The organism is Cryomorphaceae bacterium (assembly GCA_007695365.1).
In the GTDB taxonomy this organism is placed as follows: Bacteria; Bacteroidota; Bacteroidia; order Flavobacteriales_D; family SKUL01; genus SKUL01.
In genome coordinates this window covers 20,653-37,362 of the sequence record REDV01000063.1, presented here as the reverse complement: position 1 = coordinate 37,362, position 16,710 = coordinate 20,653, and the positions used below count along the sequence as shown (strand labels likewise).

Below are 16,710 nucleotides of genomic sequence, written 5' to 3'. Positions count from 1 at the left end.
CTGCTGCGAGTGGAAAATGATCTTCGTGGGCGCGGTGGTGCGTGAGCATATCAATATGGCCATAATCGTGCACGTTGCCGTAGTTTTTGCCGAGGATTTGCAACTCGTGCCGCGGATTGGGCATTTCGTGCATCAGCCGCTCCACATCCACCGGATTGCCCAGGGTGTGGTCGCGGATACCCGCAAAAAACAGCGTAGGAGGGAGGGCTTTACTGCGCAGAGCGGCGCCGTAATCAAATCCGTCTTCGGGGTCGGTCCAGCGGCGACTGTACACCCAACGGTTGGTTTGCCGGAAAAACGGTAGCGGTTCGTTGTCTGAGCCCATACGCATGGCACGCGCAGGCAGGTAGCCCAACAGAGCCGAAATCCCCAGTCCACCCATGGCCCAGATAACATCTACCATAAAAATCCTGCGTAGGTTCATCACCGAAATGCGCCTCTTACTTCCGAAAAACACCATGGATTTCACCGGGAAATCTTGTCGCGCAAGCATCGCCGGAACCAACACGCCTCCCCATGAGTGGGTGGCAAAATGCAAGGCTCCGCTCTTGTTTCGTTCAAGAATATTCTTCGTAATAGCGGGTAAATCCTCCGTGATAAACCGCGTTTGGCTGTGCTTGAAAGAGCGGCCAATACGTGGTTCGCTTGCTCCTTTTCCCGGCAGGTCAACCGCGTACACATCATAGCCCTGTTTGGCCAGCCACGGCGCAAAACCTTTACCCGAGCGCGAGAAGAAAATGCGCGCGTTTTCAATAGAGCCGTGAATCAGTATTACGCAAGAATGCTGCGGATTGCGGCCAAAATGGTGCACCGCTGCTGAGTAATCGCCGAGGCTGATATGGAAGGTTTCCGCTTTCAAAATCTTGCTGCGCCAAAGTTAGGGCATCTCTGTGGTGTGGAGTGTATGTCAGTATTGCACATCCACCCGCAGCGCGTGGTGATCGGAGAGTTTTTCGGGTAATACGCGGGCGCTGAGCGGCTCAAATTCATCAGACGTAAAAACGTAATCAATTCTGAACGAGGGAAAATTTCCAATGTAGGTGTTTCCAATTCCCCGGCCGGCCATTCGGAAAGTGTCGTTCAAAATGCGGTTAAAAACACGGTAAGTATAGGAAACCGGCGTGTCGTTAAAGTCGCCGCACAAAATGATGGGAAAAGGGCAGGAGGCCATGTGGTCGCGGATAAGCTCGGCTTGCCATGCGCGCTTTACAAATGCCGAGCGGATTTTGCGGTACATTTTCAGAAGCCGTCGCTTTTCAACCGGGGCATCACCGGCCGTAAGCCCTGCTGCGTACTCGTGTTCATCGCCCGAGAAACGAATGGAACTCAGGTGGCTGTTGTACACCCTCACTACCTGGTCGTCAATGAGCAAATCGCTGAAAATACAGATGTTGTTTTTGTCGTTGGGGAATTCTATTACCCCCCTGTTTACCATGGGGTAGCGCGAAAATGTGGCGATCCCGAAATACTGGATTCCCAGCACCTCGTGCGTAAAATGGCTGTGGTAGTGGGGGGCGTTGAGCAGGGTTACCAGCGTGTCAGTCGTGGCGAAACGATCTGTTTTGTGTGTGTAGAAAAACTCCTGAAAGCAGTAAACATCAGCGGGGTTACTGGATAGCTGCTCAAAAACCGCGTTACGTCGTTGAAGCTTGACTTTGAACTGGTAAAAGCCAAACAGTTCCACGTTATAGCTCATGATTCGCAGCACGGATTTTTCGTTATCCGGACGTGCGGCCTGCAAACCCGGGGCAAAAAAACCTGTGTGTACAGGAAGCCCTATCACCAGTACCCCTAGTGGCAACCACAACCAACGGGAGCGCTTGATGAGCAGGGGTAAAAATGTGGCGAAGGTGCCGAGAAGGAAAAGAGGGTAGGCTAGTCCGAACAGCGCGAGGTCGGGCCATTGAACTGGGCTCACCCTCATTGCGAGGTAGCTCATCAGCAAGGCCGCACTGAACACCACCGTGGCTGCACAGAGCATGGCTTTGAGGATGCCACCGACTTTTTTCACGCTTTATTTTTTACTTGCGCGAAAGAGGATTTCTTTTTCGCGTTCGGTGAGGCTGTCGTAACCCGATTTGGAAATCTTGTCGAGTATTTCGTCAATCACTTCGTCTTCGTTTCGGACTTTGGAGGAGCTGCCGCGCGACGGGCCTGTGTTTCCCGCCGGCTTGGTTTTGCTGTGCACTACCCGCATTTTGCGACGTGGAATAAGGGCCAGGGCAATGCCCACCACAGTATCGAACCACGCGCTGATGTCTCTGCCACGACCAAGTTGCCGCGCCCACAAAAACCCCCAGAGCGCTCCGCCCAAATGCGCAATATGACCGCCGGCATTCACTCCTGTGCGGATGCTGATAAAGTCGAGCACCACAAAAAGCAGGGCAATCCACTTAAGCCTTACCGCCCCAATAATGGGCAGGAAAATCGTGTAGTTTGGAGTGTAGGTAGCTACGGCAACCAGAATGGCCAGCACCGACGCTGAAGCTCCCATGATGGGCGCACCGCGTTGGGCCTCAAATGCCGGAAAGATATTGTAAAACAGGATGAAAAGTGCCAATCCGGCCAGTCCACCCACAAAATAGGTGTTCACAAACCGCCGCGCTCCGAGCAGGTCGAAGAAGATGCGGCCCGAAAAGTAGAGCATCACCATGTTCCAGAACAGGTGCCAGAAGCGCTCGTGTAGAAACATGTAGGTGATCACTGTCCACGGACGCATAGCGAGATCAATGGGGTCGGACGGAGCGGCAAACCACTTCACCACATTGAAAATGGAGGTTTGGGTCAGTACTTCAATCAGTCCGACGAGGTTCACAGCCAGAAACACCGCTACGTTCACCATGATGAAGCGACCCACCATGTTGCTCTCGCGGTACATCTTTTTGATATCGTCGGCAATACCCATTACATGTACGGATTGGACGAGGATTTACCCCAGAATTTCAACAAAATCCACCCAAAAAGCATTCCGCCAAGGTGGGCGTAATGGGCTACATTGTCTCCGGGCCGGTCGGCAATGGCAGCAAAAAGCTCGGCTACCCCGTAAAAGATCACGAAGTACTTGGCTTTGATGGGGATCGGGAGAAAAATCAAAATCAGTTCCACATTGGGAAACAGCAAGCCAAAGGCCAGCAGGATTCCGAACACTGCACCAGAGGCTCCGACTGTCGGTATGTTGAGTAAGTAATTCAGCTGGCCTTGAGCATAATGGGTGTAGTTTTTGCCCGATTCCAACAATTGTTGCCCCTCCTGCTTCACCATTTCAATTTGTGCCGGGGTGAGCTCCGCGGTGATTTTGATGTACTCATAGTGAAGCACGCCTAAATGAAGCACCAGCGCTCCGATTCCGGTTACGAAGTAGTAAATCAGAAAGCGCTGGGAGCCCAGTGCCCTTTCGATGCTTGTGCCGAACATCCACAACGCAAACATATTGAAGAAGATGTGCATGAAGTTTCCATGCATAAACATGTAGGTGATAATCTGGTAGGGCTCGAAGCGCGGCGAGCCGAAGTAGTACACACCGAGCGTTCGATTGAGGATGTAGCCCCATTGGTCTGCGCCCAGAGAGAGCGAAACCAAAAATGCCAGTGCATTGATGATGAGAAGGTTTTTTACAACCGGAGGCATATTGGCAAACATTCCTCCACCGCCCTGGTAGTAGCTCATGCGTTAATCGAATTTAGCGTCAATTTCATCGAGGGTAAAACTAACAATTGTCGGTTTGCCGGAAGGTGAGCGACCCGGAACCTCGCAGCCGAAGAGCCTGTCGAGCAAATCGCGCATTTCTTCCTGTTGCAGCCGCTGGCCTGTTTTAATGGCCAGTGTTGCAGCCAATGAACGCGCCAGGCGGTCACTTGTTCGCAGCGTTTCTTTAGCACCGTGCAACTGGTATTGCTCCAGCAGTTCTTCAATGAGGGAGCGCGGGTCGCGATGGGCGGCATCCACAGGTAGTCCGTTCACCACAAAACCTTGATTGCCCATCTCTTCAAGGTCAAAGCCCAATTGCCTTACTTCGGGAAGCATAGATCGTAGGAGCTCGCTTTCGGCAGCGGTAAAACGCAGTGTGTCGGGGAAGAGCGCCTGCTGGGTAGCCTGTTTGTTGTGCGCCATATTGGCCACCAGTTGCTCGTAAAGTACCCTTTCGTGGGCGCGCTGCTGGTGAATCCAAAGTATGCCTGATCGAATGCTCGTTACAATGTACTTTTGGTGCATCTGAAAGCACGGGTACTCATTTTTTTCCTCGTCGGAGTTAAATAGCGCTGCTGTTCCGGGTACCGTTGAATCCTGCTGAATGGTTTGCACATCATTCTGAACACCTTCGTACATATCACGCAGCTTCCGAAAAGCTTCGCTGTGACCACTCTTTACGCCCTGATTTCCCCCTGGCTGCCGAAAAGGGTTGTAATCGGGGTTGATATCGATGGTAGGCGGGCGCACTTCGCGGCTGTTGGGCTGTTCGGGAAAATCAAAACTTGTTTCTCGCTCAAAATCAAGGGTTGGCGTGAGGTTAAAGCGGCCCAGCGCACGTTTTACGGCCGAATTGAGCATGGCATACACCAGCTTTTCATCTTTAAATTTGATTTCGGTTTTGGTGGGGTGAATGTTGATGTCAATCTCCGCCGGATCTATTTGAAGGTAGAGAAAGTAAGCCGGGTAATCACTGCTTTGCAGCAATTCCTGATAGGCAATATTAACAGCGTGATTGAGGTAGCCGCTCTTGATAAACCTGTTGTTTACAAAAAAGTACTGTTCGCCCCGCGTTTTGCGCGAAAACTCAGGTTTGCCCACAAATCCTTCAATTTTGAGCACCGGTGTTTCTTCTTCAACGGGTACTATGCGCTCGTTGAATTTTTCGCCAAAAATGCCCACAATGCGTTGCTTGCGCTTTCCGGCCGGTAAGTCAAATAATGCGTTGTCGTTGTGGGTGAGGCTGAAGGCAATATCGGGATGGGCCAGTGCCACGCGGTGAAATTCTTCAATGATATGGCGCAGTTCAACGGGGTCGGACTTGAGGAAGTTGCGTCGTGCCGGAACGTTAAAAAACAGGTTTCGGACGGCAATGGAGGTGCCTACCGGGCAGGCCTCCGGATTTTGAGATTTAACCCTGGAGCCTTCAATCAGGATGCGCGTACCTACATCCTGATGGTGTGAGCGCGTTTGCATATCCACTTGAGCCACTGCGGCAATGGATGCCAGCGCTTCGCCTCTAAAACCTTTGGTGGTAATAGAAAAAAGCTGTTGCGCATCGTTGATTTTGGAGGTCGCGTGACGCTCAAAGCTCATACGGGCGTCGGTTTCGCTCATGCCGCTGCCGTTGTCAATCACTCGAATCAAGGTGCGGCCTGCATCTTTTACGGCAAGTTGAATACGGGTTGAATTGGCATCAACCGCGTTTTCAATCAGCTCTTTTACAGCTGATGCGGGGCGTTGAATTACTTCGCCGGCGGCTATCTGGTTGGCCACCGAATCGGGCAGCAGTTTGATGATATCACTCATGGGCTTCGGCTTCAGAAAAGCTTTTCGGCGCTACCCAGAATATCCAGCCGCCTGAGCAGCAAATAGGTTCCAAACAGAAGGGCCACAAGGATTACCACCAGCCTCAGGTTGGATTGCCTGGTTTGACGGCGGCGCTCAAATCGCAGGTAGCTGCTTCGGTCTTCTTCTAATTTCTGGTAGCGATGGTCGGTTTTTATTTTCTCTTCCAGTTTCAATTCTTCCTCAATCTCTTTCTTGCGTTTTTCCAATCGCTCTTTGCGTTCGTCGTACACGCGCGGCGCATAGCGAAAGCGGCGGGGCTCCTGACGCCCGGCCTTAAAAAGCATCGGTAATTTGGGGGCTTTCATAGCAACGCAAAGATACGGTTCTTTTCGGGGTCAGGGTCTTAATACTTGTGAACGAAAAAGGGGTAACAGACAACAAAATTGTGGAAAACCGACATAACCAGCCGCACGACTTATCCGGAGTTCCGCACTTCGCCGTGTTTCGGTGGCGTGTTCGTTTATATATTTGGCTTTTAAGGTGCTGCTTTAACAATCTTGCTTAATTTAGGCACGATGAAAAACAGGTGGTTATTTCGTTTGCTGGTCTTGTTTTTTGCGGCCATAGCGGTGTATTGGGCCTTGCCCCTTGCCATCAATGCCTACCTCAATGCCAATGCAAATCGCATTGTGAAAGGCTTGCTTACACGCACTGCCGAGTTTAAAAACCACGAGGTGGAGTTTGGCAACCTATGGCTTGACTACGACTTTCGCGGTACCAATCTGCGCATGGAGGATGTTCGCATGTGGCGAGAAGTAGCGCTGGCACCGGCGGACGGTGAATGGGATTTTAACCTGAACGTAGAGTACGCAGTCATCACCGGATTCAATTGGCTTCATCTCATATTTCGGAATGAAATTGTGCTTGACAGCGCTCTGGTTGGTCCGGGGCATGCAACCTTGAAAATTTCACGTGCAAAGTCTGAGAAGGTCTATCTTGCTGATGAAAAACGCGACAATGATTACGACCTAATCTCGGTAAAGCATCTCCGGGTGCTCGACGCGTCGTTTGTGAATATGGATCCCAAAACGGATTCAGTGCGCTTTGATATTCAGGAACTCAATGTGCAGGCAGATGAATTTGCTCTAAGTAAAGATATGATTTTGAGTGACAAGGAATTGTTTTATGTGCAGCGTATTTCGGGTAATGCGGCAAGTGTGGAGGTACATGTTGATGAGGACCGCGCCAAAGTTCGGAGCCTGAATATCAGATTTGATACTGATGAAGCGCGACTTGTTGCTGAAAAGTTGAAGTACATCAACAAGCTGGCTCCGTCTGTATACGTGCATCAGTTTGCGCACGAAGTAGATTGGATCATGCTCGAAAACAGTAGTCTGGAGATACTTGGTCTGGATGTGCGCCACTTTGCCCGAACCAGCGAATTGCACGCGGATACCGTGAGAATTATTTCGCCCAGGGTTGAGGTTTACCGCGATAAACACGTTGATGACAGGCATTATGTATACCCCAAAATGGTGCATGAGATTTTGAGCGAATTGCCGCTGGGATTGGATTTGCGCACCGTAGTGTTGGAGGACGGAAGGGCGGGTTATCGCGAGCGGCCCGACAATCAATCCGAAAGAACTTCTTACCTGTTTTTTGACAACTTGAACGCGTTGATTACCAATGCTACCAATTTACCGGCCAAGCTCGAAGATGACCATCATCTCCACATCGATGTTTCCGGCAGGTTGATGGGTAAAGGTCAGATTACAGGAACTTTTCGCTACGATTTAACCGACCTTCGGGGCGGATTCACCATGCGTGGCAGGCTCGGCCCAATGGCGCTTGCCGATTTGAACCCCCTCTTAGAGCCGCAGGCTCGCATTGGAATGGAATCAGGTATGTTGAGGCAACTTGCCTGGAACATTGCTGCCAACGCCAAAGAAGGAACTGGCGACGTGCTTTTTGAATATGACGGTCTCAAAATCAAAATCATGGACCGCGATTATCAGGACAGGCAGAACATTTTTCGCAAGGCATTGGCGGGTCTGCTCAATAAAACCCTGGTTCCGTCTGCCAACCCCGATTCTAAAGGAAGGGTTCGGGAGGGCGTAGTGTATGCTGAACGCGACCCGGAGAAATTCATCTTCAATTACTGGTGGCGTTTGATTTTTAGCGGACTCAAATCTACCCTCACCGGCGAGGATGAGTCTGATCTGCGCGAAAAATCAGAGCGGAAACACAACGCGGGATAACATTTCTACGCGGTTGGTCGTTGTAGGCGTGGTGCTATCTTTGAACCAAAATCAACACCTATGCTCGAGTACGTCGAAACCCTCTCATACACTGCCGTTCCGGTATTGATTGCAGTATTGGGTAGTGCATTTATCTACCGTGAATACCTCAATCACCGGGCTACTTTGCTCGATAAGGAACTCACGCTTTTCAAGGCGGCACATTCAAAATCCGGTGCGGTAGTAGCGCAGGCAGGAGGCAGCTCCAACGGCATGCTGGCACTGAGGGCGCAGGCCTACGAGCGTTTGGTGTTGTACCTTGAGCGCATCACCCCCGACGCATTGATTATGCGCATGCACCAGGGCGGGATGTCGGCAGATCTTTTGCGCAACGATTTGGCCAAGGCCGTGCGGGAAGAGTTTGACCACAATCTCAGTCAGCAGATTTACGTGTCAGACGAGGCCTGGAAACACGTGGTGCAGGCAAAGGAGGAAACCCTTCAACTCTTCAACATTGCCCATGAAAAGATGGGAGCAAAAGCTACGGGGCTTGAGATGAGCCGCCTTGTTTTTAGCATTTTGAGTGAAGTAGGAAGAGCACCCAACGAAAATGCCCTTCGGGTGTTGCGCTCAGAAGCGCGGAGGCTCGTGCAGGCAGGTGCATGATGTCTCCTCCATTTCATGTTGTTTTTCGCTTTGCCGCTGATTTGGCGTTGAATACACCCATCATGTTGCGGGGTTGCTGAAAAAAGTGCCAAAAAACCGAACCTTTTGAGTGCTCTCTCGCGTAAAAAAGGTCATGGAAACGTGGAAAACACTTCGGTTTAGCGGACTCCTCCTGGTTGCGATACTTTTCAGCGTGCTGAATACCAGTGCGCAATGCCCTACATTTTACGATTTTAATGGAACTCCGGTAGCAAATCCCTACTGGTATTCCTGCAACGGAGGGAACTATACGCTTACACTTCAATCACCCGCCGCCATCGGTGAGTGGGAGGTGAATTGGGGCGATGGATCACCTGTGCAAAGCGGCGCATCGTTGGTGCCTCCCGCTTCGGTAACCCACCTGTACACCGCCACGGTTGATACTTTCGTGGTAACTTTTACCGAGATTGCTTCAGGCTGCGAAGTACAGGGGGTTGTGGTGATGGAGGAGGCTACCAGTGCTTCTATCCAGATCCCGGTAGGAGGGCTTACCCAGGCCTGTGCGCCTCAGGTTATGGATTTTATCAACTCGAGCACCAACGTCTCCGAAACCACTGTTTTTACCTGGAATTTTGGCGATGGCAGTCCGCCATTGGTTTTTGACCACACCAACTGGAACCAAACCATCAGTCATTTGTATGAGCAGGGTACCGTAGATTGCGAAACGGTGGTGACACTCACCGCCGAGAACTATTGTAACACCATTCAGGGAGGGCCCAGTCAGGCTACCTTTAACCCCATTCGTATTTGGGATTTGGACGACGCCGCCATCACGCCGTCCAACTTTGTGCAGTGCTATCCAGATACCGTTTTCACTTTTCTGAACACCACCGAGCGAAACTGTTTGTTTCAAGGTAATATCTTCCAGCGCCAGGAGTACTGGAACTTTGGTGATTACTGGGGTACCGGTCAGGACTCTATCATTGACTGGACACCGTGGCCACCCACCTTCCCCAAGACCATCGCTTACCCCGGACTTGGTACTTACGAGATTATGATGATTGACAGCAATTACTGCGGACAGGATACTGCGGTAATTACCGTGCAGATTGTTGAGCCTGCCCAGGCAGCTTTTACTGCCAGTGCCGATACCATTTGCGCCGGACAGTCTGTGGTATTTGTCAATCAATCATCGGCCAACGCCAATTCTTTTTCATGGCACTTCGGCACCAATCCCTGGATCAATACCGGCTCCGGTAACATCACCCGAACATTCAACAACCCGGGCACATACCTCGTGCAACTGGTAGCCACCATTGACGGAGCCGCAGGAAGCTGCGCCGACACAGCTACTTTTCCGGTTGTGGTGCTTCCTGCTCCCACGCCCATTATTAATGTAGATAACCCTGCGGCCTGCGACGAACTTACGGTGCAGTTTTCAAGCGGTACTGCGGGCAATATCACTTCATGGGAGTGGATACTGCCTGAGGGGCAGTTGAGCAGCTTGCCAACTCCTCCGGCTATGACTATCACTACTCCCGGGGCGCATCTCGCAACGCTTACAGTAACTTCAGCAAACGGCTGTTCCAACACCGACCACACTGAAGTTTTTGTCTATCAAACCCCACAGGTTGGATTTTTACCCGAAAACGTGTGCGTAGGAGTGCCTGCTACCTTTGTGGACCAGTCGGTTGCTGCACCAGGCGACAGTATTGTTTCATGGATCTGGGACATCAACGGCGATAGCATACTGACCGGCTCCGTGGTGAACCCAACGTTTAATGCCATCGGTACCTATAACATCACACTTGATGTTGCCACACCTCATTGCTCTGCCAGTGAAGATTTTGAAATTGAGGTTGAACCGGTGCCCGAAGCGGCGTTTACCGCAAGTGTCACCGAAGGCTGTGGCCCGCTCACAGTGGAGTTCACCAACCAGTCGCAAGGAGCGTTTTCCTACACTTGGGTTTTTGGCGATGGCGCGCTGAGTAGCAATGTGTCGCCACAGCATACTTTCATGAATTTCACTTCCGATAACATTGACTTTGAGGTGCAGCTTGTGGCATCTACCGAATTTGGCTGTACCGATACCGCTTCCGTGATCATTACCGTTTACCCGGGAGCTGTGGCCCAGTTTACCTCCAACAGCCTGCCCGGTTGCGCTCCTTTCGATGCTGAGTTTTTCAATAACTCGCAGGGCGCCATTGGCTATCAGTGGGATTTTGGAGATGGCTCACCCTTTTCTGATGAAGACAGTCCGGTACATACCTACCAGAATCAGGGGCTCTTTGTAGAGAACTTCCTGGTTCAGCTCGTAGCCTTTGCCAGCAGCGGCTGCCACGATACGGCCTACGCAACCGTAACGGCTTATCCTGAGCCAAATTTCTCGTTCAATACACTGCCCGATTCGGGTTGCAGCCCGCTCACCGTGCAGTTCCCTAATGTTTTGGGAGCCATTCAGCTCAACTGGAGTTTTGGTGATGGAAACGTTGCTACGGGTCAGTCGCCGGCACACACCTATCACAACAATACCAATGTACCCATTAATTTTGAGGCACAGCTTATCGCCACATCGCCTTTTGGTTGCATTGACACAGCCTACAGCGATGTGCTCGTTAATCCAGCGCCGATTTCGCAATTTACTGCCGATGTGGAGTCAGGGTGTGGCCCGTTGGATATCAGCTTCAGCAACCTTTCGCAAAACGCACATACCTTCACCTGGAATTTTGGCGATGGTACGGTCGTAACCACAGAAGAACCTGTTGTAGAGCATACTTTTCACAATACAGGATCGGCCTTAACCAGCTACACGGTTTCTTTGTCGGCCCAGACCAACGACGGTTGCTCGCACACCAGTGAAATGGTGGTGCAGGTGTATCCCGATGTGATTGCCGCTTTTGACATGCCCGAAGGTGTTTGTGCCCAGACGGCCGTTGCGTTCAACAATCAGTCGGTAGGAGGAGCCACTTTTAGCTGGGATTTTGGAAATGGCTTTGTGGACTTCAACCAGAGCCCTGAGCATGTTTTTAACGGGGTTCCCGGCGACAGTATCACCTATGAGGTAAGCCTGGAAGTGGCTTCCGGATTTGGTTGCGTAAGCAGTGCGTCGCAGCAAATTACCATTCATCCGATTCCTGTGGCCGCGATGTCGCTCAGCACCCTTAACGGTTGTGGTCCGCTCGAAGTAGAATTCGAAAATGAATCGCAGTTTGCCGACTCCTTTCATTGGAACTACGGCGACGGAAATACCTCCGGGGTTAGCGACGCGGCTCATGCGCATATCTTTAGCAATGTTGGTTCTGCCATTGCCAATTACGAAGTTCAGCTCACCGCCACCAACTACTTCGGATGTCAGGCTACAGTTAGCCAGCAGGTGAACGTATTCCCCGAAGTAAGCGCCGGCTTCAACCCTATTGAAACAGCCTGTGCTCCGCTGAATGCGCAGTTTGAGAACACTTCTGTAGGAGCTTCATCTTTCATTTGGGATTTTGGCGACGGCTTTATAGGCAACACAGCGTCTCCGTCGCACACCTATCAAAACACAAGTGGAGCACCTGTGAGTTTTAATGTGGTTCTTACCGCGCAAAACGGCTTTGGCTGTTCAGATACTTTCGAAGAATCTGTTACCGTACATCCTCAGCCCACTGCCATGGTGCAGCCGGGCGCCCTTGCAGGATGCGGACCTTTTGAGATGGAGCTTATCAACCTTTCAGAGAACGCTGATTTCTTTTCCTGGAACTACGGCAACGGAGCTACTTCGCAGGTTGCTGATTCGGTGCATACGCATGTGTATGAGAACGGTGGGTTGAGTCCTGCTTCGTATTCTATTTCGCTTATCGCCTCCAATGAATTTGGCTGCAGCGCACAATGGTCGCAGGAGGTTACGGTATTCCCCGAGGTAACCGCTGCCTTTACAACAGGCGAGGGTGGATGCACACCGTATCAAACAGGATTCCAGAACAACTCGCAGGGCGCAACTTCGTTTATGTGGGATTTCGGCGATGGTAACATGGGTAGTGGCCAGAGCCCCAACTACGTCTTTCACAACAGCGGAACGGAGGTTGCCGAGTACACGGTTACACTCACTGCTTTCAACAGTTTTGGCTGCTCGGCCAACAATGAGCAGGTAGTAACGGTTTACCCCTTGCCACAGGTTCAGTTTGATATATCGGAGGTGTCCAATTGCGCTCCTTTTGAAGTTACATTCCAGAACCTGTCAACAGGTGTGGAAACCTATACATGGGATTACGGCAATGGTGCAACTTCCAATGAATCGGCGTTTGAGCATGCGCAAGTTTACGAGAACCAAACCGGGCAGTCGCTCACCTTCAATGTGAACCTGCACGGTATTTCGGAGTACGGATGTTCCAATCAGAGCACCCTGCCTGTGAATATCCTTCCTGAATTGGTGGCTTTGTTTTCTGTGGATACCATTGATTGCAGTCCGCTGCAGGCTACGTTCTTCAACCAGTCGGTAGGAGGAGCAACCTACAACTGGTACTCGAACGGCGAGTGGTTCTCAGACCAGAACAACCCCACGCACACTTTTCACAATTTCAGCAATCAAACCATGTATTACAACGTGATGCTGGTGGCTCAAAGTTTTACAGGTTGTTTGGATTCTATTTCTCAGGTGCTCACTGTATTGCCGCAGCCCCAAGCCAGTTTTGAGGTAACACCGGGTCAGCAAACCTTCCCTGATGCAACCTTCGCTGTAACCAATACCAGCGAAGCTGACCAGTCAGTATACTTCTGGGAATGGGGAGATGGCAATGTTTCGTTTGGCGAAAACCCCGACCCGCACACTTACGGTGCATGGGGGAATTTTACCATTACTCTTACTGCTGATAATGGTATGTGTGCCGACCAGTTTACCCAGGAGGTAATCATTGATGTGCCGTTGCCGGTTGCCAATTTCTCAGGCGAGAACAGCGGGTGTCAGCCCGTAACCGTGCAGTTTGTCAATGAATCTGAGTTTGGCGTTCAATACTATTGGGAGTTTGGCGATGGAGCCGCTTCTGCTGCCGAGAATCCCACGCATACCTATTTCCAGCCGGGCACCTATACAGTTACCCTCACCGTAACAGGATACAATGGCGAAACCGATGTGATGATAAAGCAAGACATCATAGAAGTGTATCCCCAGGCCATTGCCTTTTTTGCGGCCAACCCCCTCAATGTGGTTATTCCCAATAATCCGGTGAACTTCTTCAACCTGTCGCAAAATGCCACCGATTACCTGTGGGATTTTGGCGACGGCACCTATTCAACCGAGGAAAACCCGCAGTACATGTACGGTGAGGTGGGTTCATACTGGGTAACGCTTATTGCCACCAACGAGTACCTCTGCGCAGACACCTTCAGGCTTACCAATCCCATTGTGGCTGAAGGCGCCGGATCCATCGTGTTTCCGAACGCGTTCACTCCTTCGTCTGCCGGGTCTTCGGGTGGTTACTTCGACCTGAGCGACAATCTGTACAACAACGATATTTTCTTTCCGCTCACAGAAGGGGTTGAAGAATATCAGTTGATGATTTACAACCGCTGGGGCGAAATGATTTTCGAAAGCCGTGAGGTGAACCGCGGCTGGGACGGTTATTACAAGGACAAGCTCTGCAAGCAGGACGTGTACGTCTGGAAGGTGCGGGCGCGTTTCTCAGATGGCCGTCAGATACAGCAGGCCGGTGATGTAACCCTTATCCGCTGATGATGCGCGTTGTTGTACTCTTTTTAGCACTTGTTTTGGCCGGGTGTACAGCCCAGAAGCAAGGGCTCCGGTACTTTCATCTTTCCATGCTCAATGAAGCGGATTTGCTATTTGTGGAGGAGGATTATTACGGTGCAGCCATCCTTTACCACCGCATACTTGAAGCAAATCCGGCGCATCCGCTGGCCAATCTTCGCTACGGAGTCTGTCTGCTTCACACGCGCGAAAAGAAGAAAGAAGCACTCACGTATCTCGAAAGGGTGGAGAGCACAGATTTTCCTGAGATTCATTACTACACAGGACGTGCCTTGCATTACCAGGAGCGGTTCAATGACGCTGTGTTGGCCTTTGAGCGCTACCTTGAAAGCGCAGACAGAGCCATTCCATCACCTGAGGTTCAGTCTGAAAAGGCGCGATCGCTCAGGGCGAAAGAGCTTTACAGCCGGCCTGCCAATATTCGCATTGAAAACCTGGGCCCGAATGTAAACTCACCCTGGCCGGATTACGTGCCGGTTATTGATGCTGCGGGAACCACGCTCTACTTTACATCGCGCCGTAAAGGTGGAACCGGCGGGCGGTTGGATCCGAATGGAGCCTTTTTTGAAGACGTTTACCGCACAACCTGGGTAGATGGAGTCTGGTCACCCGCCGAAAACATCGGTCCGCCTGTGAATACACCCTCTCACGATGCCTCGGTAGCCTTGTCTCCTTCGGGAAACAAGATGCTCATTTATCGGACCAACGATGCACAAACTGGTGGCGACATATACATCACTGAACTGAAAGCGGGAGGATGGACCGAACCTGAACTTTTTTCAGGCAAACTCAATTCGCGTCATTTCGAGCCAAGCGCATGCTTCAGTCCCGACGAGCGCAGCATCATCTTCTCGTCTAACCGTCCAGGTGGATTTGGGGGCAAAGATCTGTACCGCATTGTGTTACTCCCCGATGGAAGCTGGAGCGAGCCGCTCAATCTCGGGCCGTCCATCAACACAAGCGGCCATGAGGACGCACCCTTTGTTTCGCCCGACGGCAAGTTCCTGTTTTTTTCGTCTACATCGCACAACAGCATTGGCGGCTATGACATCTACAAGGCTTCTTACAATCCGCAAACCGGGTTTTTTGAGAACCCGGAGCATTTGGGTTATCCTATTAACACCGTATTCGACGACATTTATTTGGTGACGGATGCAAGCGGAAAATCAGGCTATTACTCAACCAATAAGGCGGGGGGCCACGGTGGGCACGACCTGTACCGGGTAGATTTTGGTGCTCCTGATCCCAAGATTCTGGTAAAAGGAGTGATGCGTGATCATCAGAACAATCCATTGCGCGCCGAAATACATGTTTATCAGCAAGATGAATTGGATGCCGAGCCGATGGTTTTTGTATCGAACGCTCAAACCGGTAAATACTTGATGGTGCTGAATCCGGCCACAAGGTATCGCGTTGAAATGAATGCATTGGATTTTGAAACCCTGGAGCTCGAAATGCAGTATGAAGGGGAGTGGAGAGAGCAAATCACGGAAATGAACCGCGATTTTACCCTCACACCCATTCATGGGCAGAGTTCCAATGAGCGCTAAAGCACATATCGCACTTCTGGTTGGCTTGCTGCTGGCAAGCCTTGCCTCGGCTCAGGATGCCCACTTTACCCAGTTTTATGCAGCACCAACTTACCTGAATCCCGCTTTTGCGGGTTCAACGGCGCAGAGCAGGGTTGCCATGAATTACCGGCATCAGTGGCCTTCCATCCCGGGGGCTTTTGTTACACACAATGTGGCTTTTGACCAGTTTTTTAGTGGTATCAACAGCGGAATAGGAGTGATGGTAACCCACGACCGTGCAGGAAGCGGAGCCATGACCCATACCAACATCGGCCTGCAATACGCCTACGAGGTGCAGCTCAACAGAAAATGGTCGTTCAGACCGGCCTTACACGCGTCGGTTTCGCAGCGCAGTCTGGATTTTAACCGACTAACCTTTGGTGATCAGCTTTTGCGCAACAACGCCGGATCAACCATTGACCCGGATATTATTCAGTTCTCCGGACAAAATGCGTTTTACCCCGACTTTGGTTCAGGGATGTTGCTGTACTCCGAAAAATTGTGGTTTGGTGTAAGTGCTCACCACCTGAACCGGCCCAACGAGAGCCTCCTCCAGCAGGAAAGCAGGGTTCCCATCCGATATTCTGTTCACGGAGGGTGGCGAATGCGCGTAAATGAGCGCAATTACAACAGCCCGAAACAGCACATCGTTACAGCTTTTCACTACCGCTCACAGGGCGACTACGACCAATTGGATATTGGTGTTTATTACGAGTATGAGCCCATCACTTTTGGTGTTTGGTACCGCGGACTTCCAGGGGTGAAACAAACCACCAATTATGTAAACCACGATGCCCTGGCCCTCATGCTTGGTGTTGAGGTCAAAAACATCTACATCGGCTATTCATACGACATTACCATCAGCAATCTCGCCGTAAACACGGGTGGCTCGCATGAGGTTTCATTGGTGTCGCAATTTGCAAGTCGGCGAAAGAAGAAAAAAACCCGTCAGCGGCTCATTCCATGCGCCAAGTTCTGACAAGTGTCCGGACGGACCAAATTCCCGCGAGAGTTTGCGGAAAGTTCTTTTTCTCAA

The 16,710-nt window shown here is 51.2% G+C and carries 11 protein-coding genes; 5 read left to right on the top strand and 6 right to left on the bottom strand.

Features of this window, described 5'->3' with window-relative positions; translation table 11 throughout:
* The 6 genes from EA392_04330 to EA392_04305 form a co-directional block, all read right to left on the bottom strand.
* Window positions 1–769: alpha/beta fold hydrolase (locus EA392_04330; protein TVR40278.1), on the bottom strand; the 769-nt coding region annotated here is incomplete at its 3' end.
* A 138-nt stretch (window positions 770–907) separates the two neighbouring features.
* On the bottom strand, window positions 908–2,011 hold the full coding sequence (locus EA392_04325) for a hypothetical protein (protein TVR40273.1): 1,104 nt from the start codon (window positions 2,009–2,011) through the stop codon (window positions 908–910).
* A 3-nt stretch (window positions 2,012–2,014) separates the two neighbouring features.
* On the bottom strand, window positions 2,015–2,905 hold the full coding sequence (locus EA392_04320; GenBank protein ID TVR40272.1) for a rhomboid family intramembrane serine protease: 891 nt from the start codon (window positions 2,903–2,905) through the stop codon (window positions 2,015–2,017).
* Window positions 2,905–3,627, bottom strand: a complete 723-nt coding sequence (locus EA392_04315) for a rhomboid family intramembrane serine protease (protein TVR40277.1) — start codon at window positions 3,625–3,627, stop codon at window positions 2,905–2,907. The genes EA392_04320 and EA392_04315 overlap by 1 nt, the downstream gene beginning before the upstream one ends.
* A gap of 42 nt (window positions 3,628–3,669) precedes the next feature.
* Window positions 3,670–5,496 (bottom strand): DNA mismatch repair endonuclease MutL, encoded by a 1,827-nt coding sequence (mutL, locus tag EA392_04310; protein TVR40271.1) that lies wholly within the window; start codon window positions 5,494–5,496, stop codon window positions 3,670–3,672.
* Between the two features lie 11 nt (window positions 5,497–5,507).
* Window positions 5,508–5,822 (bottom strand): hypothetical protein, encoded by a 315-nt coding sequence (locus EA392_04305; GenBank protein TVR40270.1) that lies wholly within the window; start codon window positions 5,820–5,822, stop codon window positions 5,508–5,510.
* 231 nt (window positions 5,823–6,053) lie between these two features.
* Between EA392_04305 and EA392_04300 the strand changes: the two genes are divergently transcribed.
* From EA392_04300 to EA392_04280, 5 genes are all read left to right on the top strand, one after another.
* Window positions 6,054–7,736: a DUF748 domain-containing protein gene (locus EA392_04300; GenBank protein TVR40269.1), complete on the top strand. Its 1,683-nt coding sequence runs from the start codon at window positions 6,054–6,056 to the stop codon at window positions 7,734–7,736.
* Window positions 7,737–7,796: 60 nt separating this feature from the next.
* Complete coding sequence (locus EA392_04295) at window positions 7,797–8,381, top strand: hypothetical protein (GenBank protein TVR40268.1); 585 nt, start codon at window positions 7,797–7,799, stop codon at window positions 8,379–8,381.
* A gap of 133 nt (window positions 8,382–8,514) precedes the next feature.
* Entirely contained in the window at window positions 8,515–14,067 is a 5,553-nt protein-coding gene (locus EA392_04290; GenBank protein TVR40267.1) for a PKD domain-containing protein, read from the top strand.
* Window positions 14,067–15,653 (top strand): hypothetical protein, encoded by a 1,587-nt coding sequence (locus EA392_04285; GenBank protein ID TVR40266.1) that lies wholly within the window; start codon window positions 14,067–14,069, stop codon window positions 15,651–15,653. Before EA392_04290 ends, EA392_04285 begins: the two co-directional genes overlap by 1 nt.
* Entirely contained in the window at window positions 15,628–16,653 is a 1,026-nt protein-coding gene (locus EA392_04280; protein ID TVR40265.1) for a type IX secretion system membrane protein PorP/SprF, read from the top strand. The genes EA392_04285 and EA392_04280 overlap by 26 nt, the downstream gene beginning before the upstream one ends.
* The last annotated feature ends 57 nt before the right edge of the window (window positions 16,654–16,710 follow it).

Excerpts from the sequence above, each read along its gene's own strand:
- EA392_04320 (TVR40272.1), bottom strand. The coding sequence starts at position 2,905 with ATGGGTATTGCCGACGATATCAAAAAGATGTACCGCGAGAGCAACATG.
- EA392_04315 (TVR40277.1), bottom strand. The coding sequence starts at position 3,627 with ATGCCTCCGGTTGTAAAAAACCTTCTCATCATCAATGCACTGGCATTT.
- mutL (TVR40271.1), bottom strand. The coding sequence starts at position 5,496 with ATGAGTGATATCATCAAACTGCTGCCCGATTCGGTGGCCAACCAGATA.
- EA392_04305 (TVR40270.1), bottom strand. The coding sequence starts at position 5,822 with ATGCTTTTTAAGGCCGGGCGTCAGGAGCCCCGCCGCTTTCGCTATGCG.
- EA392_04300 (TVR40269.1), top strand. The coding sequence starts at position 6,054 with ATGAAAAACAGGTGGTTATTTCGTTTGCTGGTCTTGTTTTTTGCGGCC.
- EA392_04295 (TVR40268.1), top strand. The coding sequence starts at position 7,797 with ATGCTCGAGTACGTCGAAACCCTCTCATACACTGCCGTTCCGGTATTG.
- EA392_04290 (TVR40267.1), top strand. The coding sequence starts at position 8,515 with ATGGAAACGTGGAAAACACTTCGGTTTAGCGGACTCCTCCTGGTTGCG.
- EA392_04285 (TVR40266.1), top strand. The coding sequence starts at position 14,067 with ATGATGCGCGTTGTTGTACTCTTTTTAGCACTTGTTTTGGCCGGGTGT.
- EA392_04280 (TVR40265.1), top strand. The coding sequence starts at position 15,628 with ATGGGCAGAGTTCCAATGAGCGCTAAAGCACATATCGCACTTCTGGTT.